Below are 20,862 nucleotides of genomic sequence, written 5' to 3'. Positions count from 1 at the left end.
GCTTCGCTTTCGCTTTGCTTCAACCGCGCATTTACCAATGTATCTAACTTCCCTAAGTTTGTCAACCCCTTTTGGCAAAATTTTTTGATCTTTTTTCTATCCCTTGCTACGTAAGCTTTTCAGCTTTTCAGCTTTTTTGGTAGTCCTTTGCTCAGAACTGTCGGTGCGGCTACTTTAGTTTACTTGTACTGAATATTCCCTCTATTTAATTTTTTATTCGGTACCTCTCGATCGCTGGGTCGATTTTGGGGTATGGTTCCTTGAGAGTATATTTTCTAATCGGAAAGCCCTCATGTCTCGCCGCGCTGCTTTACAATCCTATTTACTGGTGCGTTTACTCCTAGCTCCCTTGATGTTATGGACGATCGTGACGGTGGTTTTTCTACTGATGCGTGTTGCCCCCGGTGATCCCACAGATGCGATTTTAGGCAACCGCGCTCCTGAAAGTGCCAAAAATGCCCTAAGAGAACAATTAGGACTGAATAAACCCCTATTTTTCCAGTACCTAGACTATATTTTTCACCTAATGCGCCTCAATTTAGGAGACTCTTTAACCAGTAAGGGGGTGACAGTATGGGAGATTATCGCTAAACATTTTCCGGCGACGGTGGAACTAACTTTTTATGGGATGCTGATTGCAGTGATAGTGGGAGTCGGATTGGGAATTATCACCGCTTCCCGTCCGAATACACCCTTAGATGCGGGGGGACGTTTATTTGGACTGATAACCTATTCCTTGCCGATTTTTTGGGTGGGAATGCTCTTACAGCTAATTTTTGCGGTACAGTTGCGCTGGTTTCCCTTGGGGACTCGTTTTCCTTTGAGTGAAACTCCACCCCAGACAATTACGGGTTTATATACCCTTGATAGTCTGATGACTCTACAAGTAGATAAGTTGCCCACAGCTTTGTATTATCTAGCCTTACCTAGTTTTACTCTCGGCATTCTTTTGAGTGGGATTTTTGAGCGGATGGTGCGAGTTAATCTGAAACAAACTTTGCAAGCGGACTATGTAGATGCGGCAAAAGCAAGAGGAATACCAGAAAAAACGATTATGATCGGCCATGCGCTGAAAAATGCTCTAATTCCCGTAATTACTGTCTTAGGATTAACTTTTGCGGCTCTTTTAGGTGGTGCAGTCTTGACGGAAGTTACTTTTTCTTGGCCAGGTTTGGGAAATCAGTTATATCGGGCGATTTCTCTGCGGGATTACCCAACAGTGCAGGGATTAATGGCTTTTTTTGCGACAATAGTGGTTTTTGCCAGTATTTTGATCGATCTCATCAATGCTTACATTGATCCTCGCATCCGTTATTAATCAGGGAGAGAGAATTATGAATTATGAAGTGGGGGAGAAGAGAAAGGGGAGAGGGAGTTTGAGCATTTGCACTAATATCAATTTCCAATATAGCGGTAAGCGCTTGAGTGAGATACAGACCAAGCCTTGCCTAGCATGGTTTATAGCTCGTGACACTGTACTTCATACGACTGCACACCGCTATAGTCGTGACTAACATCTGAAAGCGCGATTCCGCTCTAAGATAGGAATTGCGCTTTGGAATAATCAAATAATATTGAATCCGTTCTTGATTTTATTTGATCGCTGCACCGATGTGTTTTAAAATCTGCAAAACTCTATATAGTTCTTCTCTGGAAATAAAGGGAGCAAATATCCTAGACAGGGCATAATCATGGACATTAGCTCTCAATTTGACCAATAAAATATCATCTCCATTGGTGACGAGGGCAAAGCTAGGTTTTTCTGGCCAGGGATTAGCCATCAAATAGGCTAAGGTTTGCGGTAAGACAGTCCAAACCGATAGGGCGGTTTTTTTTGATTCTACAATTACCACCCAAAACTGATTTAACCAGACTAACACATCGATTCTACCCGATAGTATTTCTTCCCCATCATGGACAGTTAAGCTTACCGATTCCTCTGCGGGTACGCAAAAGGGCGGATCGTAAAAACCCGCAATCACTAGTAGGGGAGAAACTAACAATAAAGTCACGGTTCCTTCTAATAACTGTACCGCCGATCTTTGATATAAATACCTTTGTCTTACTTTATCTAAACTCTTTTTTTCATGGCTAGATAGGGACAGTAAATCACTTTGCTATTCGGGAAAAAACGCCCCATCTTCTGTTAAAGAGAGATTAAATCTTGTCTCGGCTAGGGCAATAGTTGTGATAGCTTCGATAATGGCACTCGACATAAAAATTAGCTCACCAATCCAAACAAAATTTCTCGATGAATTAAAGCTCGATCGATTAAAAAATGTTTGCGATCGCTGGTTAATCCTTCTCCATTGGCATAAAAATCAATCCAAGCATTACTAATATCATTAACTGTTTCTGGTAACTGATCTAATTCCCAACCCTGCATCGGTACTTCGGCAATTAATCGCGACACTTTCGGATCATAACTAAGGGCAAAACAACGACAATCTTCTGCTGCGGCCATAATCAAACTATGAAAGCGCATTCCGATCACCATTTCTACCCCGCGAAATAAGCCTTTTAACTGTCTTGGATCCTCTAAACTAATGATTTGATGATTTTCCCTTAATTGACGGGCTACAGCTTCACAGAGGGGCAAATCCCGCGACTTTTGAAAAGGGACTAAGAGAATAAACGCTCCCGTACTGGTTTGCAAATGAATTAAAGCTTGGGTTAATTTATCTAATTTTGCCGGGGTTAATAGGGGATGGGGACGTAAATTGACGGCGATTCTTGGGGCGGGTAAATCCGATAATCCCTTGACTGATTGAGCGTCTAAAGCCCATACTGGATCGGGGGCAACAATGGGACTAATACCCCAATTGGCGACTAAATGAGCCGAAGTATCATCGCGCACACTAACTAAACTACATTTTTGTAAAACTTTTTTGGTTAACCAACGAGTAAAAGGTCTATTTAATGGTCCAATTCCCTGGCCCCAAGCAATAGTTTTTAAGCCCAATAATTGAGCAAGAGCCATTAAACCACCATAATAAATTGGACTGGCAAAACTGGTGACATCCTGCATTAAACTGCCGCCACCCCAGATAAATATATCCGCTTTTTTCATAGTTTGAAAAACTTGCCACCAATCCCGACTAGGACAGCTTTCTACTCCATAACGTTGACTGGTTTCTCTGGGATTATTTGACAAAACAATAGGTTTAATTTCTGACGGCAACATCTGCAATAGAGACACTAATAATGCCTCATCTCCTCCGTTTCCTCTCCCATAATATCCACAAATTACTGCACGCATATATCAGTTATCAGTTATCAGTTATCAGTTGTCAGCCAGAAAAAGGCAAGAGTCAAAAGGCAAAAGTATGGTGAATTTGTCTCCTGTCTCCTTTGTCCGCTTTGTTACTTTTTCCTTGAAAAATGTCCCTTAGTTTCTTAAGTTATGCTGTCAGCTACAAGTTAGCAGTGACCAGTTTTATTCGATTCAGTGTTCAGTTTATCTATTTTCTTATTCCCGCTCATAACTAATAGCTTAAACCTGATCACTGGTTACTGATCACTGATCACTGATTTAGTCGTCCATTTGCCAGGGTTCGGTGATGTTGTTTTCATCGAGGATATTTTTGGCTCTTAAAATCAAGATCAATTCACCTAGTATTGTGACATCGGGGGGACTATCAAACCATTGTAAAAAGACAGAATTATCCCTCTCCACTAGATAATAATTGTTCACGTCCCATTCGGCCAAAACTCGATCGATCACTAATAACACTTCCTCGGACCTGGTGGCAATTGATCGAGGTAATTGATCGCTAGGCCATAAAATAGCTACAGGATCGATCGCTTTGAGAATTGCTTGCCAACCGGGGAGAGGCACAATCGTTTGTTTATCCCCCACCGTTACCAGTCGAAAAGGTTCCTCGACGCTCAGACTTTCTGTGCATTTTATATCAGTTACCGTCACCGGAAATCTGCCTACTAAAGGAATAATTCTGGCTAATTCGTCCTCATCCTGTAAACGATGGACGGGCAGCAGGGGAGCGCTACGGGTGGGAGTAACGGTAAAATCTTGTAATAAAGACTCGATCGCCTGTCTGGCCGAGTCAGAATGGGCAAATTTCAACCCTTTGGCGATTAATTTCGCTCTTTCGGCTAAATCTCGCTTTTGTTTGCCCCGTTTCCAACACTGGTAAGCGATCGCATCTCCAGGATGACGGGTAAATTCACTGGGAATCTGGGATAAACGGGAAAAATCTTGGATAGCTTTGGCGATATCGTGTGCTTCAGCCACCTCAATCCTTTTTTCTGCCGCTAATTTCGCTGCCCCTAGTCTTTGTTCTTGGTTGAGAATCCGTAATTCGTATAGCACATCACTGCGCGGCCCGATGTAGTAACTTAATAAATCTTCATCTGCCCCCGCTTTGATTAAACTCTCAAAAACTTGGGCAGCGACAATAATTAAATTTTGTTGGGCATTTTGAAACCCGGTTTGTTCAAAAATTAACTGGGAATCGTAGCCAGCTTTTTGCAGTTTTTGACATTTTTGCCCCCAATTCACCCAATTTCCTTCCTTATGAAGCAGCGAGCGCATTAATTCGGTCGCTTCCGTTTCGCTGATTCGATCATCTGTACTGCGAGGCTGTTCTGTCATAGACAACTTGATCAAGCTACAATAACTAAAATTTATCTAATCCCTCAAAAATCTTCAATAGCAATTAAGGTTAACAGGATAGACTAGATAGTAACAGGATAGCTGACAATCACCCCCTTCGTACCTGTTAGGGCAAGTTTATCTTCAATGTCTAGATTAAGAGTTAATGGAAGCATTCCCCCCTCGTCCACAACTAACCCCGGTCAAAGGACGATGAAAACCAAGCGTCACCCCAAAGATAGTGCCTTGGGTTTAGTCTCTACCCTCAGCTTTCCGGCGATCGTCGGGACAGCGGATATGATGCTAAAATCGGCAGAAGTTACCCTCGTGGGTTACGAAAAAATTGGCGGTGGTCACTGTACGGCGATCGTGCGTGGTAATATTGCCGATGTGCGGTTAGCAGTGGAAGAAGGGGCAAAAACCGCCGCACAGTTCGGACAATTGGTATCTAAATCGGTTATTCCCCGACCGATGCCCAATTTAGAGGTAATTTTCCCCATTGGTAGCCGTTTAGCCGAAATTGCCCAAAGTCAACGGGGTTTCAGCAAACTGAGCAATATGTCGATCGGTCTCTTGGAAACCCGAGGTTTTCCCGCTATGGTGGGGGCAGCCGATGCCATGTTAAAATCCGCCGATGTGCAGTTAGCTTCCTACGAAACGATTGGGGATGGTTTGTGTACGGCTATTATCCGGGGTTCCGTCGCTAATGTGGCCGTGGCCATTGATGCGGGAATGCGGGAAGCAGAGAAAATCGGTGAACTGCACGCGGTGATGATTATTCCCCGTTTATTGGAAGATTTAGAACATACTCTACCGGTGGCCAGCTACTGGTTAGAAACCCCCGAACCTTTACCGATGTTGTTACCCAATACTGTCCGGGAAAAACAACGGGAATTGGTCGCTTTACCAGAATTGGAAAAAACCAAAATACCAATTCGTCGCCAAGAAATGCAGGAAAAAGTGTTAGAAGAAGTGATTCCCGTGGAAGTTATCACCGATGAGGACAGTTATTAATTTTTATTTTCAACTTTGCTCCTGTGCTGCTAAAAGTACAGGAGCAAAGGTTTGAATTAGGGTTTGCGGCAAAAAGTTTGTGGGTGGGTGTGGATTTCCGAGTAAAAAATCTTTACAGAGTCCCCCGACAATTAAACGAATCGAATAATGATAAATTTTTGTCAAGGGGTGCGGTCAGATCGAATAATCGTCGCTAGAATTGGCCTAATTGTCAGGAATTTAGTTAAACAAGGTTTTTGGCAATATACTAATCTAGCTAACAGGCTTTTGGGCGTGATGTAGGGAAAAGTTCGGGCGGTTGCGTCTAAATAGAGTGATATGCCAAAAGTTGACCCATATCGTTAGTCTGGAGAGTGTTATACGGAAAGTTTCCGGATAATATGTAGTTAGAACCTCTTAAATAGTGGGTCTGCAAGCTCAATGAAAAAAGAACGAAAATTTTCCGACTACAAATCCGAAGCTGAGGCGTGGATCACACTCGCCACAGGTGAGTATTACCCAGATATTCTCCCTGACGCTTGCCGATTATATGAGCCAGTTCTAGTCGAGTTTGGGCTATTGCTAAAGGCATCACATTCTTCCACTAACTTTTTCACCTCTATTATGGACACGAGGAATCAGTGGATGCGTACGCAGCTTTGCCGTGTATTTAAGAAGTACGTTAGCCCACAAACACCAGTTGAAATGTTAAAAAGAAAAACAGACGCAGATAAAATATGCGCTCAGTTTGGTGATGCTTTCAGGAATATTGTCGAAGTCCAACAAAAATTTGACAGTCGCCCCATGCCCGACGAAGCTTTATGCGCAGTGCTTTGGGAATACAAGGACCGCGGTAAAAAAGGCTATGACTTAACTGAAAGGTTATTCGATGTTCTGCGCAGCCAGCATATCGGGTTTGTTGTTACAGGCCCTCAAAGAGCAGGTAAAGATGTGCTGCTAGGAAATGTTTTTAAGGATTATCCGAAGCCAGATCGTCCAGTGGACTTCGTTATCTATGAAGGCAAGAAAGTGCTTGCTATTGGTTTGGCTCGCTACGACTCAGATCGCGGCGGTGCACAGGAGGACGATCGCACAGGTCAATATCGTGAAGTTGCCCAAGAGATTCTTGACTATGCAGACAGTCATGGATTGCCACATATCAAAGTAATTTATGTGAATGACGGCCCAGGCCTCTTACTTGGTTCTATGTGGAATGATTACGCTTACATCGAAGATCAATGGCCAGACCGCGTAAAGGTTGTCACGCTGCGCATGGTTCCAGATCGCATCACATCTGAATGGTTGAGGTCTTAAGTATGGCGGTTCCAATTCCAGGCATGGGAAATCGTACAAAAGGGGAAAGGGTGTCGCCTCTGGACACTAATGGTTTTCGCCTAGATTACCCCGGAAAAAAGGCACAAGAAGATATTCTTGCGCTTCCCGCAGGACACTACTCGCCAAATTCGGCATATTCAGGCGGCGATAATAGGCTTTACCACGCGGACAACTTGGCTGTACTTGCGGCTTTAGCGAAGGATGAAGCCGTAAGCGGAAAAGTGAAACTTGTTTACATCGATCCTCCATTTGCAACTGCATCATCCTTTGAGTCAAGAAAACAAAACCATGCTTATGACGATCATCTTGTTGGACCTGATTTTGTTGAAACGTTACGCGAACGCCTAATTTTAATTCACCGTTTGTTGGCCGATGATGGTTCGCTATACCTTCACCTTGATGAAAGAATGATTTTTCATTTTCGCGTCGTCTTAGATGAAATTTTCGGAGAGAAAAATTTCCGAAATTGCATAACGCGCAAGAAGTGCAATCCTAAGAACTACACGAGAAAGACATACGGAAATGTAGCCGACTACATTCTTTTCTACACAAAGAGCGATAACTATGTATGGAACCGACCAATTGAACCATGGGATGAAGTTAAATCAGTAAAGGAGTATCCATGCCTTGATCCCGATGGGCGCAGATACAAAAAAGTACCCGTCCATGCTCCTGGTGTCCGTAACGGGGAAACAGGTGGGGAGTGGAAAGGCAAGCTGCCGCCACCCGGAAAGCATTGGCAATATAAACCGTCAACCCTAGATGAGATGGATGCCCGTGGAGAGATTTATTGGTCGCCAACGGGAAACCCGCGCCGAAAAATCTATCTTGAAAATAGCGCTGGAATTCCAGTGCAAGACATTTGGATGGACTTTCGTGACGCGCATAATCAAAACATTCATATAACCGGCTATCCAACGGAAAAGAATCCTGCACTTCTTTCTAGAATTATTGAAGCATCATCAAATCCCGGTGATCTTGTCCTAGATTGCTATGCAGGGTCTGGAACCACATTAGTGGTGGCATCAGAGCTTGGGCGAAAATGGATTGGTGTTGATCGTAGCCAGGAGGCTATTACAACAATATTGCATAGGATGGCTAATGGCTCGGATCGTATGGGTGATTTTGTCAATGAGAAATCCAAAAAAGTTTCATTGCCACTATTCAGCATTGCCGACTTCACACTGTTTGAAGAGGCTGCGGAAGAAAACATTCAGCCTAAAGATGCTGACATTACATCGCCAAACGGGGTTCTAACAATTCGTTCCAGCGGACGCGCTCAAGCGCGCCGCTGAACTTATCCGTTATGCTGAACCAATAAGCTGTAGTGCGATGCCGAAGGCACTGCGTAGCAGTACGCAATTTTGTAGGGTGCGTTCCCTAATCTGGCTCCTACTACTCCACTAATAGATTTTTGGAAACGCACCATGCACATTGATTGAAACTGTAGGTTTAAGTGCGGTCGCCGATCTTAATAAGCTATATTAACAACAATACTTAAAGAGAAGGCTTAAAATGGTTAAATCAACTTTGTACACGACAGCAAAAGTCCTACCGGGAAATAGAATTGAAATTGAATCTCCAGAGCTGACTGTAGGACAAACTGTTGAGGTAGTTATTTTGGTTGAAGAAGTTAGTTCTGATGCTTCTAGCACCGAAGATATCTCTCCATCCTTAAAACAGCGTCTTGCTTTTCTGAAGTTACCAATGACTGAACGGAGGAATATTCTCAAAAGTCAAGCCGATATAATGCTCTCTCACTATCAACAAGATTCTGAATGGCAGGAGTTAATGGCAGGTGACATCATTGAGTATTAACCCTGAGCTGCCAAAACGTGGAGAAATTTGGTTAGTCAACTTCGATCCTACTGTTGGTGCAGAAATCAAAAAAGTGCGTCCTGCTGTCGTTATCAGTTCCGATTCAGTAGGAAAGCTTCTTATCAAGCTTATTGCTCCTATTACAGACTGGAAAACATATTTTTCAGCAAATTTCTGGCACGTTAAAATTGAACCTAACAGTATCAATGGATTGAATAAAGCTTCTGCAATTGATACTCTTCAACTAAGGGGGGTGGATTTACAAAGGTTTATTCGTAAATTAGGAAGCGTTTCTGAAATTACAATACTGGAAATTGTAGCCGCCATTGCTACTGTAATCGAATTTGAGGTCTAACAAATCATTGCACCCGACCGTGTGTTAGATAGCTCGTAATCATGTAAACCTAGTATAATATGAGCGATCGCTATCCAAAATTGTCCAGTTTAGCCTTTAACTATTTATTCAGGACATTACCATGAAAAAACTGCATAAATTACTGATGACCACCACCGCCATAGTTTCTACATTTGGGTGGAATATTCACAGCACTCCTGTTGCGGCCAAGCAAAATTATATAGGAAGATGGTACAATGTGGGACTTAGTAATGAATACATTTCTAAATATAGGGTCTTTCAAAAAGCTGGTAGGGTGCGTTCTCTAATATGGCTCCTACTGCTCCACCAAGAGATTTTGGGGAACGCACCATGCACATTGATTGAAACTGTGGGTTAAAGTGCGATACCGAAGGCACTGGGTAGCAGTACGCCGCTCTGGTGGGTTAGGTTAACGGCAGACCCCCAACTGTGATCTTTGACTTTATTCCAATTGGTGCGGACTGTATTCAGGTGTTACCTGCTGTGATAGTTAGTAAGTGAGCCTGTTCGTTGAGTTGAGGAGTAAAATAGGAGAAGTCCTAATCTAAGATTTAGTAATGGATAGAAGCATCATAGAACGGCAACCGCTAATTGAAGCAGTCAAGGCTCTCCCTGATGAGGCTTTAGTGGAACTGTCTAATTTTCTGGACTATCTTCGCTATAAAGCAGCCCATCAAAGAGAACTGACCACTCATTCTTCTAGTTTTCTGCTTGCAGTTGCAGGTTTAGGCAACTCTGGTCAAGAGGATATTTCAGAACGTGATGAAGAGATTCTAGGCAATGAGATTGATCCGGTGTCCGGCTGGAATCTTAAGCCAAGCAATTCAGTATGACGGCGATACTTGACACCAGTTTTTTGTTTGCCTTGACCGATCAGGGCGATCGCAATCATCAACGGGTGTTGGCTATTGCTCAAAGCGTGAATGAGCCATTGGTTCTACCTGTCGTTGTCCTGCCTGAGGTCTGCTATCTGATTGCATCAAGATTGGGCCACCAAGCAATGCGCCGTTTTGTATCCAGTATGACACCTGATGCGGTTCAAGTTGAACCTGTAATCCCAGAAGACTTGGTACGAGTGCATGAGATATTGGAACAATATGCTGACAATCAGCTTGACTTTACAGATGCAGCGATCATTGCCATAGCTGAAAGGCTTACTATTACTCGCGTTTATACACTTGATCGCCGAGATTTTTCGATTATTCGTCCAAGTCACTGCGATTACTTTGAGTTATTTCCTTGAACCGCCAGCTAACACTGCGTGGCAGCGGACGGTCGCAATTCGTCGCTGCCGAGCTTGCTTTCTAATGCCGTCGCTGATTTGAGCCGTTAGCGATCGAGCGCGCTACGCACCGATAGGGTTCTGGACTTCCCCGTTGACAAAAAGGCATAACCTGTGCTGTAGGGGGGATTAAGAGAATTTTCGATACCCCCTTACTGGGTACAAATTAAGGAAACCCCTAATAAATCTAACGCCGTATAAACTCCTCGTCAATAGCAAATCAGGTTATACTTCACACCCCACACCCCACACCCCACACCCTACCCCCACGAAAAACTTTTTCAGCAGACCCTACTTATCAATCCCATGTTTCCCTATTCTAAGCGCAGGATTTCTCCACCTCTGGCTAGAGATAATTCTGCTGCCTGGAGGATTTTGACTAATTCCGTCCCTACCGATCCCGAAGATAGAGGAGAATCGACACCCGTAGCCACCGACTCTAAAAAATGTTCGCACAATGCTTTTAGGGGTTCACCATCGGCAATAGGGATAGATTCCGTCTCCTGTCCCCGGGGAATAAAATAGGCTTCCTGACGTTCAAAATAGCCCTTTTGTCGCGTTAAAGGCGATCGAGAGTCTAATTCATTGAAAATTAAAGTCCCTTCGCTGCCAACTATCCCTAAACGTCGCTGTTTATCGGGATTCAACCAACAAAGGTGAATAGTCGCTTGAAAACCATCGCCATAGATCAGGGTTAACCAGACTAAATCGGCTAGATTAGGTTGTAGCCAGAAGGTTCCCCTTGCCTGTACTAATACAGGGGTACTATTTAGCCAATGATTAAAAATCGAGATATCGTGAATAGCCAGATCCCACAAAGCGGACACATCCTGACGAACTGGCCCCAGGTGGGTGCGAGTGGCATAACCATAAAGAGGTTTACCGATACCCCCGGATTGCAGGACTTTTTGTCCGGTGATAACGGCCGGATGAAAAAGATAGGTATGATCAACTAATAAAATACGCTGTTTTTGCGCCGCTAATGCCGTTAATTCGCCACATTCTTGGGGATTGAGGGTTAAGGGTTTTTCGGCGAGGACGTGATAACCTAAATTAAGAGCATCTTTAATCAGGGGATAATGACTGATGGCGGGAGTAACGACGACTACGGCCGAGATTTCGGGGTGAAGACGAATTGATTCCCAGTCATTGGCTAAAATAACCTTATTAGTATCGAGATTAAATTGATCGCGACAGAGATGAAGTTTTTCAGGGGAGGAGTCAACGATCGCCACTACTTGTGCTGAGGGATGTTGAGAAAAATGACGGACGAAATGGACTCCCCAACGTCCTACCCCTAAGATAGCGATTCCTGTGGACATTTTGCTTACTCAGATAAATCAATCTAGTTTATTTTAAAAGGATTAGGCGCAATTATTCATTGATTCTGAGAACTGGAAGGGATTATGTTAAAATTTTTTATCGATCGAGGGGGAACTTTTACCGATATAGTGGCGATAATCGATCGACCAGAAATTATTGAACGACTAGCTAGAGATGCCGCTAGATTTCTGATTGTTCCCCTTGCCGATCAACAGTGGATTGTTCTCTATAAACTGCTCTCGGAGAATCCCGAAAAATACCCAGATGCAGTCATTCAAGGGATCAAAGATATTAGCGGTTCCCTAGATAACATCGAAGTGATCAAAATGGGAACAACGGTAGCCACCAATGCGCTGTTAGAAAGAAAAGGAGAGCGCACGGTTTTGTTAATCACCAAAGGTTTTAAAGATGCCTTGAGAATTGGCTATCAAAATCGCCCCGATATTTTTGCCCGTCAAATTATTCTTCCTTCTTTATTATACGAACAAGTTATCGAAGTGGCGGAACGCTACGATAGTCAAGGACAGGAATTAATCACCGTTAATCCCGCCCAAGTTAAAGCCGATTTAATACCAGTTTATCAAGCGGGTATCCGAAGTTGTGCGATTGTTTTTATGCACGGTTATCGTTATCCTGACCACGAAAAACAAGTGGCAGCCATTGCCGAAGAAATCGGCTTTACTCATCTAGCCATTTCCCACCAAGTCAGTCCTTTAATGAAACTGGTATCCCGGGGAGATACCACGGTAGTTTCTGCCTATTTATCGCCAATTTTACGCCGCTATGTTGATAGTATTAGCCAGCAATTACCGAAAACTAGCTTACTATTTATGAAATCCGATGGCGGTTTAGTCACCGCCGATAAATTTCAGGGTAAAGATAGCATTTTATCCGGTCCTGCCGGGGGAATAGTTGGGGCAGTACAAACCAGTTTAAGGGCAGGATTTAGCAAAATTATCAGTTTTGATATGGGAGGAACTAGCACCGATGTTTCTCATTTTCAAGGGGAATACGAGCGGCAAACAGATAACGAAATTGCCGGCGTAAGAATGCGAGCGCCGATGTTAAGTATTCACACCGTGGCTGCTGGTGGGGGTTCGATTTTAGTCTATGATGGTTATCGTTTTCGGGTTGGGCCAGAAAGTGCCGGAGCTAATCCGGGACCTGCCTGTTATCGACGGGGTGGTCCATTAACAATTACCGATGCTAATGTTTTGTTAGGAAAAATTCAAGCTGCCTATTTTCCCGCTATTTTTGGAGAAGAGGGAAATTTACACCTAGATAGAGAGATTGTGCTGACAAAGTTTCAAGAATTGGCGGCAACAATGGGGGGTAATGATAGTCCTGAAATGTTGGCTGCGGGGTTTATTCAAATTGCCGTGGAAAATATGGCTAATGCGATTAAAAAAATCTCTCTGCAAAAGGGTTATGATCTCAGTGATTATACTCTTTGTACCTTTGGCGGTGCTGGGGGTCAAGTGGCCTGTTTAATTGCCGATACTCTGGGAATGAAAAGTATTTTTCTCCATCCCTACGCTGGAGTTTTAAGTGCCTACGGCATGGGTTTGGCCGATTTGAGGGTAATTAAAGAAAAAGCGATCGAACAGCCGTTAAATGCCGATTTAATCGGGCAGTTGCTCACGGAAATGAACGAATTAGAAGTTTTAGCGGGTCGGGAATTAGAGGGTTATAATCGGGTGCGGCAGCAAGTTAGTTTAAAATATCAAGGCAGTGACGCCACTTTAGCGGTTAATTTTAGCGATCAAATGCGTCAGGATTTTGAACGGGAACATCAAAGACGTTATGGGTTTAAACAAGAACAAAAAGCTTTAATTGTTGAGTCGATTGCCGTGGAATTGATCCAGACTATGGACAGTCCCCAAGAAGCAATTTTAACTCGCACCCGTCCCATGGGAGAATTACCTCATATCCTCGATCGAGTAGCGGTTTTTATGGCTAATCAATGGCGAGAAACGCCAATTTATCAGCGTTCAGATCTGGAACCTTTTGATTGTCTGGCAGGACCGGCAATTATTATCGAAAAAATTAGCACGATTGTGATTGAACCGGGTTGGATGGCCAAATTAACGGAGAAAAATCATTTAATTCTCTCCAAAGATTAGCTAATTGAACTACTTGGAAATATCTACGGCAGTTATTCTAATTGATCAATTCTCATTTCGCCGAGGTATTTACGGAGATAGGGAGAAAAAACCTCGTAAATCAGGGTAAGGGGTTGGCGAGCGTGCCAAAATAGGTAATGACGACCCCAAAAAGCTCCTTTTTCCCCAAAAGCTATTTCTAATTCCGGGGAATGACCGTAATAAAGTCCCTGCACATCGCGATACAATTCCGTGTGCAGCCGCGAGAGACTTTCCCAAATCGGTAGGGAACGATTTTCTAGATATTCGTCCACTTGATTGGCAGACCACCAAGAAGCGGCATAGGCTAACCTTTGACCGCTCGCTGTGCGTAACCAGACTTGACGACGCAATCTCGGCCCCGGAATCAGGCTAATTTTCATCGGTGCGCCATCCTCATCATCGCCGATGGGGGACATATCGATCACATCCACTTCCGTTTTTTCACCGGTTAAAAGTTGTAAATGACGGGTGGGAGAACCATCGCCGAGAATTAAAATCTGCCAAGGAGGCGCGAGTTGGCTATGGGGTAAACCTTGTTTAACATCGGTTTCGTCTCCTTGCCAGAGAGGGGACAGGGAGTACCAAGGAGGATTAAGCAGGGGCTTTTCTTGGGGGCGGAGGATAGCAGTCAAGGTTTGTTACAAAACTTTATGATTTTTTCATTAATGATAACACGGGATTTTTGTCTGCTGGCGATAAAAGCGATCGCCTTGCTCTAATCCTCTCTAATTTTTCGGTTAGCATAGGCACTCTTGCCAAAGGAGATTGACTATTTTTATTTTAACGATAGAAAGGTATCAATATCTGGAGGAGTTTTTGTAATCTTCTCAGGGCAATTAATTGTCGAATCTTGGGATTAATTGGGGGGGGATAAATGCTGGTGGCTAATTGTTCTTCTAGTAAGGCATATTCTGCCGCAGTTAGGGGTTGATTATCAAGGGGCGAGCGAGCCGAAGTGATAATTTCTGCTCGTAAAACTTCTTCGGGAATATCTTCAGGAGAGGGCAAAGCAAGGGCTTTTAGGGGCGATAAGAAACCGATCGAGATGAGGATAATAATTTTGATCGTTCGCTGCATTTAATTTAAACCGGGGGGCAATTTTTCTCGACACTGTTGATGAATTTCCCCGATTCTAGCAAACAACCAGGGATATTTTTGACGATAACTGGGAATTAGAGCCAGAGGACTGAGTAGGGCAGTGGCGGCAATGTCGGCTACACTTAATTTATCTGCCACCAAATAGGGCTGATTTTGCCAATATTCTAGAATCTTGAGGGCATTTTCTAGGCGCTCCTCCGCTAGTTTTACCCTGGCTGGGGTGATTTTATATTGTTGTCGCACGATATTAATAATTATTTGACTACTCAGGGAAGGATCGATCGCTTTTCCCTCTCCAGCGCGATAATTATAATAGACAAATCTCGTCGCTACTCCAATACTTTCATCTAACCAATCCTCTAGTAACCAAGCTTGATTTTTCTCCTTTTCCCCAGCGGGAATAAAAGAGGGGACAGGAACTACTTTTTCTAAATATTTTAAAATGGCAGTAGAATCGGCAATAATCTCATCTGCTGCCATTAAAACGGGGACAGTGGTTAACCCTTTAGTTAGGGGACTGAGTTTGAGAATATGTAGTCCGGGGGTGAGATTTTCTACTTGGTAATCAATCCCCTTATAACCTAGGGCTAAACGAGCTTTGCGACAGTAATGAGATGTGCTAAATTGAAGTAAAAGCATTAAGTGTTGTTGGTTGCTATAGTAGTTATTAGTTATCAGATTTGAGTTTTAAGTTCACTGTTCACTGTTTACTGTTTTCGGTTAACTGTTTACTGTTTACTGAGCAGTGTTTACTGAATTGGCAATAGGTCTATACTATGAGCAAACCCCCCCTTTTTTCAGCTGTTTCTCCTGCTTATGCGACTAATTCACTGGCAAAAGATCCCTGGTTAGCTGTCAATCTCTCGATGTTTTTCCCCGGTTTGGGACAATGGTATGCTAACAAAAACCAAAAAGCAACCATTTGGGCGATCGCTCAAGTAATATTAATAATTGTGACAATTTGGTCAATTTTTAGCCCCAATGGCCGTGTAAGCTGGGGATTAGGGGGAATAGTTGCTCTGATTATCGTTTACATTAGCAATATTTTTGACGCTCACTGGACTGTTTATGATTCCGGACAGAATAACAGCTTAGAGAAAATTCCCCGTCAACAAAAAAACCCATGGTTTGCCGTCTTCGCTAACCGGATTATGCCAGGTTTGGGGCAATTGTACGCTGATAAGGTGAGATTAGGGATAATTTTTCTGACTATATCCCAGATTAGCCTGAAAATGGATCATTTTTTGGCCAATATCCTCTTTCTTACCCCTTTAGTTACAGTGATCGCTATTTATCACGTTTATCACACTTTCCCTGATCAATTCCACCCCCATCGTCACACCTATCGTTCCATTTTGGCACTGATGGTGGGAGTGATTTTTACTTGGGGAATTATCTGTAATTATTTTCCCAATTGGTTACATCAAAAAATAGAATTTTTCCAGATTCCGAGCGAATCCATGCTACCTACCCTCGCAGTAGGTGATCGCATTTTCGTCAGTCAATCTGGTAATTATCAAGCAAAAAGAGGCGATATAATTGTTTTTAGAACTCCCGAAAAAATTAGGCAACTAGATCCTAAGTCTGGAGATTTTTTTATTAAACGAGTCATCGCTATTGCCGGAGATACCATTGAAATCCGCCGGGGTAAAGTTTATCTCAACCGGCAAGTTATCGAGGAACTCTACACCGCCGAGTTAGCCAATTATGAAATGGAATTTGTGACTGTACCCCCAAAAACCCTGTTTGTTTTGGGAGATAATCGTAACCATAGTTTTGATTCCCGTGATTGGGGTTTTTTGTCGGAAAGTTATATCGTTGGTCAAGCCTATAAAGTTTACTGGCCTCTCGATCGTGTTCAGTCTTTGCTATGATGGGGATGACTATTGATTTTCAGCTATCTTCAAGGGATAATTTTAATCCTACCTACTTATTAGCGAGGAAAAACCTAACCAGAAGAATTTTTAGGTAAACCCTAATTGAGATGGGAGTCTTTGGAAATAACATTCAAACCGAGGAGCACCTTTTGGGTATTGGACATATCGCCGATAATTCTTTGTAGGGGTGGGGGAAGTTGTTTGACTAAAGTAGGAGTTACGAGAATTTTATCCTGTTCCGCTAATTGCGGCTGTTCGAGAACATCAATTATTTCTACCGTATAAAGATCGGATAACTCCTCACGACAGATGCGAAAAATATTAGCGATCGCCCTCTGGGATTTACTTGAATCGCCCATAATGTAGAGTTTGAGAAGATATTGACTCATGATTGCGTGTTATTGAACAGTTTAATGTTGCTGAGACCGATATAGTATTTACGATAGAAAGAGACGAGATAACCCATCAATTCCAAGACCATGAGACGACCTTCGCTAACGTAGGCCTGCGCTTTGGCTAGGGTGACATCCTGATTTTTTTGGCGTAGGGTGGTGGTATGAATGTCCACCACATCGCGAGGACTCGCTTTTAAGAATCCTAACTTATCGGCCAAGCTTCGCAGTCGTTCCGATAGATTATGTTCCACTTTGTATGCTTGTTCTTCTAAAGCTAAATCTAATAAATCTCCGTAATTTTGGACTAATTCTTGAAAAATATCGGGAATACTCTGCCTTATTGCCTCAGAACCGAACATTTTCGCTGTGATGCTAGTTTGTCCTCCCTTGATTAACTGTTCCAGTTCGCGAAATTCTTCTTCCTGTTGTTGATGTTTAAGATTGAGGATATATTGCTGACGCTCGATCGCCACACGAATTTGATAGACTAAAAGACTACTATCGATATTATTTAACTGAATATAACCATCAGCACCCAGTTGAAAGGCTTTAACGACTAATTTCTCATCATTGCTAGTAGTTTGAACCACTATCGGTATATGAGAGGCTAATTCTCTGGTTTTGACTAGAATATTTAAGCCGGGGGGGACAGAGATTTCCAAGCTTAAGAGGATGAGATCAAATTTCTCCCCTGCCAGTTTTTCGGCAGTTTCCTCTAGATCCTGAGCTTGGGTGAGGGTAAAAGTCAACCCCCTGGCCAGGGAACATTGGGGGGCCTTTAACAGCAATCTCTGGATTAATTTAACAGTCGTCGGCTCATCCTCTATCAATAAAATTCTACAGAGATCCCTAGTCATTGTTAATCGATCGCTAAAATTATCTTTTTTCCCCCTACTTTCATAGTAAGCCCATCTTTGGGAAACTCAAGGACAAAATCACAATAGCTCTCCAGCAAAAGTGAGATTTTAATGGCGAACTTGCTCTTAAAGTCCTTAATTTAAAGATTTTTCCCGAAAAAGATCGCTTTTCTACTCCAAGGAAACAATCTATTTCTTTTTTCTCCCCAGTTCCCCACTTCATAATTCATAATTCATAATTCCCTCTCCTATTTTGACTCAATTCGGCGAATTGCCACCACTGCCGGCCGGGGAGGTTGATTAACTTGACCACTGGGCCAATTCGACCCTAGGGGTACTTGTCGTATTTGTTCAAATTCCTGCCCATTAGTAGTTTTCAGGGCAAATTTTCGGTTTTCAAAGGCCAAATCCTGACGAATTCCCCCCGCTTCCCCCGGATGTTGTACTGCCAAAAATAACGTCTCTTGGTCGGGAGTAAAGTACAATCCCGTTAATTCCGCATCCATGGGAGCGATAGCAAAAGGATAGGGATGCTCTTGACCCTTGGCAAACACCCAAGCGCTATTATTGCCAAAAATACCCAATAAATCCCGTTGACTAACCGGGACCCCTTGGGGATAACGAGTTTTCATCTCTCGATTTAACCCACCCGTGGAAATATCGCTAACCATCCAGAGATTTCCCTGTTTATCGAAAGCGAGGTTATCGGGATTAGAAAAACCCTCACCCTTCTCTGTCGGTTCCCCTCCATAAGCGACCACATCCCAACGAAAACTTAAGGAAGCAGCATCGTTATTATCTTCCCTTAAGCTGATAATCCAACCAAATTCGTAGGGTATTTCGCCATTTGGTCCCTTAAATATCTCCTTATCGGCTCCTCCCTCCGCTTCACTGGGACTACCAGAGGTAAAGGTCATATATAAAGTGCCATTCTCGTCCACTTCCGTATCTTCCGGGCGACCAGTACAAGTGACCCCAACGGCGTTAGCGGCAAAATGAGCATCGATGAGAATTGCTCCCTGTTTTTCCGTCCCATTACCTTCATACAGGTCTGCGAGGGTCTTATATTTAGCTTTGTAGGCTAAAATCTCCTCATCGTCCTTAAATAACAGTAATTGATTATCATTGACCGTTCTTTCGGGATTTGGCAAGGCTACCACCCCATCCCCGCGACTAGCGGCAATTTGACTCGGTAGGACGGGATTTATCTCCGTGTCGGGATTTAAGGGTATCCAATAACCAGTTTTATCGGGGTTGAATTTTGCCCCGTAGAGCATTCCTTTTTCTAGGAGTTTTGAGTTATTTTTGTCTTTAATATCGCTAATTTTGCCCTCGGAGACGAATTTATAGACATGACCGCCTCTGCGATCGCATCCTGAATAAACCGCCAAGTATTGCCCCGTTTGAGCGAGAAAAGCGACCGCTTCATGGCGAAAACGCCCTAACCAAGTGTGTTTTGTGCCATAATCGTCGGGATTGGCCGGATCCACCTCCACCATCCAACCGTATTTATTTCCCGCTAACCCGAAGACGTTACCCCGGCCATCCACTTCCCCACTATTGAGAATAAAGGGGGTAGTATCGGGATGCAAAGAGGAACCATCTTTTAACACTACCTCCGTCACTTGGTCTTGAAAGTTCTCCTCGGCACTAAATACTGTCCCCCAGGGAGTTGTTCCCCCGGCGCAATTTTGAAATGTTCCGATAATTTTTGCCCCTAATCCGTCATCGTAGCCAAGTTTATTGGTTTTGGTAAAAATTGCTACAGCAGGACCAGTCGCTTTCAGGTAGTAACCGTCCTTTAGTCCAGAGATACCGGTAATGCGGCGATCGGCTTTACTATAGGTACGTTGCCATTTTCCCGTTTGATCTTTCGCCAGGGAAATTACGCCAATTCCCTGATCAATTAAGCCTTCTAGGGATATTTCCTCGATTTTTGCCTTTAAGCTGGCATCTTGCAGGCGATAGGCGGCAATTTCCCCCTTTTCGTTCGTTTTTTCCCGTACTTCCTTGACGGGTAGGGTTTTACCGATCACTTGTTCAAAGGTTTGTAGCCAAGTACGACCACTGATATATTCAAAATTAACGGTTAGATAACCTTGACCCGGACTGGTTTCGATAAAAGATAGATAATCATTGTTATAACCGAAACGGGAATCACCCACTTTATCTCCCCACTGCGCTACCACATCATAGGTGAATCCTTGCGGAAGAACGAGATCATCTAGGACTGTATAGGTTTGATAGGTACTTTTTTGGCTTTCATCGCTCATACCGTCAATTTTTAAGGGAATCGGCAGTTTGACTGGGGCAAAGTTGAAGCCGAAACTATTAGCAGCGATCGCAGGACTGCTAATCAGAGAGGAATATTTTTTCTCTTGCAGACTGAAAAAAGAGACACCGGCAGTGGCAGTTAAAAAGGTGAGGAAATTACGGCGAGAAATACTCATATTTTCGGAAATAAAGTCAAAACTGATACTCGGACTTTGATTAGGTTAAATTTTATTACAGACCCTTGACATAGGGATTATACAGTACCCAAGTTATGACTAAGTTAACAGCCAGTTAAAAGTAATCAGTAATCAGTAAACAGTAATCGGTGAAAAGACAGTAGACCTCTTGCATAATTTTTTTATGGTATAATATAAGGTTTTGCTTTTTTCTCAATTCTTAGATTGAAGTGGAAAAAAGAATAAAATGTGATCTTAGGTCAGGAAATCATCTATAATTTTGCTATGTTTATTAGCAAAAT

Annotated in this window: 20 protein-coding genes; 10 read left to right on the top strand and 10 right to left on the bottom strand. The window is 43.2% G+C overall.

The genetic code is table 11. The annotated features are described in order from the left end of the window. Nucleotides 1-292: 292 nt before the first annotated feature. Nucleotides 293-1,318: an ABC transporter permease gene (locus IM475_RS14480; RefSeq protein ID WP_287657343.1), complete on the top strand. Its 1,026-nt coding sequence runs from the start codon at nt 293-295 to the stop codon at nt 1,316-1,318. A 274-nt stretch (nt 1,319-1,592) separates the two neighbouring features. On the opposite strand, the gene IM475_RS14475 is transcribed toward IM475_RS14480, so the two are convergent. The 3 genes from IM475_RS14475 to raf1 all read right to left on the bottom strand — a co-directional run bounded on the left by IM475_RS14475 (nt 1,593) and on the right by raf1 (nt 4,612). Next, on the bottom strand, nt 1,593-2,012 hold the full coding sequence (locus IM475_RS14475) for a hypothetical protein (protein WP_287728016.1): 420 nt from the start codon (nt 2,010-2,012) through the stop codon (nt 1,593-1,595). A 209-nt stretch (nt 2,013-2,221) separates the two neighbouring features. Continuing rightward, nucleotides 2,222-3,259: a polysaccharide pyruvyl transferase CsaB gene (gene csaB, locus IM475_RS14470; RefSeq protein WP_287728015.1), complete on the bottom strand. Its 1,038-nt coding sequence runs from the start codon at nt 3,257-3,259 to the stop codon at nt 2,222-2,224. A gap of 273 nt (nt 3,260-3,532) precedes the next feature. After that, nucleotides 3,533-4,612: a RuBisCO accumulation factor 1 gene (gene raf1 / locus IM475_RS14465; RefSeq protein ID WP_287728013.1), complete on the bottom strand. Its 1,080-nt coding sequence runs from the start codon at nt 4,610-4,612 to the stop codon at nt 3,533-3,535. A gap of 213 nt (nt 4,613-4,825) precedes the next feature. Here raf1 and ccmO point away from each other — a divergent pair, with 213 nt between their 5' ends. The 7 genes from ccmO (at nt 4,826) to IM475_RS14430 (ending at nt 10,377) form a co-directional block, all read left to right on the top strand. Further along, nucleotides 4,826-5,626, top strand: coding sequence for a beta-carboxysome assembly protein CcmO (gene ccmO / locus IM475_RS14460; protein ID WP_002775137.1), 801 nt, complete (start codon nt 4,826-4,828; stop codon nt 5,624-5,626). A gap of 420 nt (nt 5,627-6,046) precedes the next feature. Continuing rightward, nucleotides 6,047-6,919, top strand: coding sequence for a hypothetical protein (locus IM475_RS14455; protein ID WP_002753879.1), 873 nt, complete (start codon nt 6,047-6,049; stop codon nt 6,917-6,919). Continuing rightward, on the top strand, nt 6,904-8,235 hold the full coding sequence (locus IM475_RS14450) for a site-specific DNA-methyltransferase (protein WP_052588085.1): 1,332 nt from the start codon (nt 6,904-6,906) through the stop codon (nt 8,233-8,235). The genes IM475_RS14455 and IM475_RS14450 overlap by 16 nt, the downstream gene beginning before the upstream one ends. Before the next feature lie 220 nt (nt 8,236-8,455). Next, nucleotides 8,456-8,758 carry a hypothetical protein gene (locus IM475_RS14445; protein WP_287728011.1) on the top strand — a complete coding sequence of 101 codons (303 nt, stop codon included), beginning with the start codon at nt 8,456-8,458 and terminating at the stop codon, nt 8,756-8,758. Further along, complete coding sequence (locus IM475_RS14440; RefSeq protein WP_287728010.1) at nt 8,739-9,113, top strand: type II toxin-antitoxin system PemK/MazF family toxin; 375 nt, start codon at nt 8,739-8,741, stop codon at nt 9,111-9,113. Before IM475_RS14445 ends, IM475_RS14440 begins: the two co-directional genes overlap by 20 nt. Before the next feature lie 578 nt (nt 9,114-9,691). After that, nucleotides 9,692-9,967, top strand: coding sequence for a hypothetical protein (locus tag IM475_RS14435; RefSeq protein WP_016517014.1), 276 nt, complete (start codon nt 9,692-9,694; stop codon nt 9,965-9,967). Beyond that, a complete protein-coding gene (locus IM475_RS14430) occupies nt 9,964-10,377 on the top strand; it encodes a type II toxin-antitoxin system VapC family toxin (RefSeq protein WP_002758126.1) in 414 nt (137 codons plus the stop codon). Before IM475_RS14435 ends, IM475_RS14430 begins: the two co-directional genes overlap by 4 nt. A gap of 353 nt (nt 10,378-10,730) precedes the next feature. On the opposite strand, the gene IM475_RS14425 is transcribed toward IM475_RS14430, so the two are convergent. After that, the gene (locus tag IM475_RS14425) at nt 10,731-11,738 is read right to left on the bottom strand and encodes a Gfo/Idh/MocA family protein (protein ID WP_287728009.1); all 1,008 of its coding nucleotides are present in this window, start codon (nt 11,736-11,738) and stop codon (nt 10,731-10,733) included. Nucleotides 11,739-11,822: 84 nt separating this feature from the next. Here IM475_RS14425 and IM475_RS14420 point away from each other — a divergent pair, with 84 nt between their 5' ends. Next, nucleotides 11,823-13,862, top strand: a complete 2,040-nt coding sequence (locus tag IM475_RS14420; protein ID WP_287728008.1) for a hydantoinase/oxoprolinase family protein — start codon at nt 11,823-11,825, stop codon at nt 13,860-13,862. Nucleotides 13,863-13,894: 32 nt separating this feature from the next. On the opposite strand, the gene IM475_RS14415 is transcribed toward IM475_RS14420, so the two are convergent. The 3 genes from IM475_RS14415 to IM475_RS14405 all read right to left on the bottom strand — a co-directional run bounded on the left by IM475_RS14415 (nt 13,895) and on the right by IM475_RS14405 (nt 15,620). Continuing rightward, nucleotides 13,895-14,515 carry a chorismate lyase gene (locus IM475_RS14415; RefSeq protein ID WP_287669630.1) on the bottom strand — a complete coding sequence of 207 codons (621 nt, stop codon included), beginning with the start codon at nt 14,513-14,515 and terminating at the stop codon, nt 13,895-13,897. A 148-nt stretch (nt 14,516-14,663) separates the two neighbouring features. Further along, a complete protein-coding gene (locus IM475_RS14410; protein WP_287657328.1) occupies nt 14,664-14,960 on the bottom strand; it encodes a glutathione S-transferase in 297 nt (98 codons plus the stop codon). Further along, complete coding sequence (locus tag IM475_RS14405; RefSeq protein WP_287657327.1) at nt 14,961-15,620, bottom strand: glutathione S-transferase family protein; 660 nt, start codon at nt 15,618-15,620, stop codon at nt 14,961-14,963. Nucleotides 15,621-15,757: 137 nt separating this feature from the next. On the opposite strand from IM475_RS14405, the gene lepB reads away from it, so the two are divergent. After that, a complete protein-coding gene (lepB, locus tag IM475_RS14400; protein WP_287728007.1) occupies nt 15,758-16,855 on the top strand; it encodes a signal peptidase I in 1,098 nt (365 codons plus the stop codon). Between the two features lie 101 nt (nt 16,856-16,956). Here lepB and IM475_RS14395 read toward each other — a convergent pair whose 3' ends face one another. The 3 genes from IM475_RS14395 to IM475_RS14385 form a co-directional block, all read right to left on the bottom strand. Then, on the bottom strand, nt 16,957-17,247 hold the full coding sequence (locus IM475_RS14395; RefSeq protein ID WP_287728006.1) for a circadian clock KaiB family protein: 291 nt from the start codon (nt 17,245-17,247) through the stop codon (nt 16,957-16,959). Next, nucleotides 17,244-18,110 (bottom strand): response regulator, encoded by an 867-nt coding sequence (locus tag IM475_RS14390; protein ID WP_287728005.1) that lies wholly within the window; start codon nt 18,108-18,110, stop codon nt 17,244-17,246. The genes IM475_RS14395 and IM475_RS14390 overlap by 4 nt, the downstream gene beginning before the upstream one ends. A gap of 248 nt (nt 18,111-18,358) precedes the next feature. Further along, a complete protein-coding gene (locus IM475_RS14385) occupies nt 18,359-20,560 on the bottom strand; it encodes a PhoX family protein (protein WP_287728004.1) in 2,202 nt (733 codons plus the stop codon). Between the last annotated feature and the right edge of the window lie 302 nt (nt 20,561-20,862).

It is taken from the genome of Microcystis sp. M061S2, assembly GCF_020245605.1.
In the GTDB taxonomy this organism is placed as follows: domain Bacteria; phylum Cyanobacteriota; class Cyanobacteriia; order Cyanobacteriales; family Microcystaceae; genus Microcystis.
Note: the sequence above shows the minus strand (reverse complement) of the source record. Positions and strands in the feature narration are given on the sequence as shown.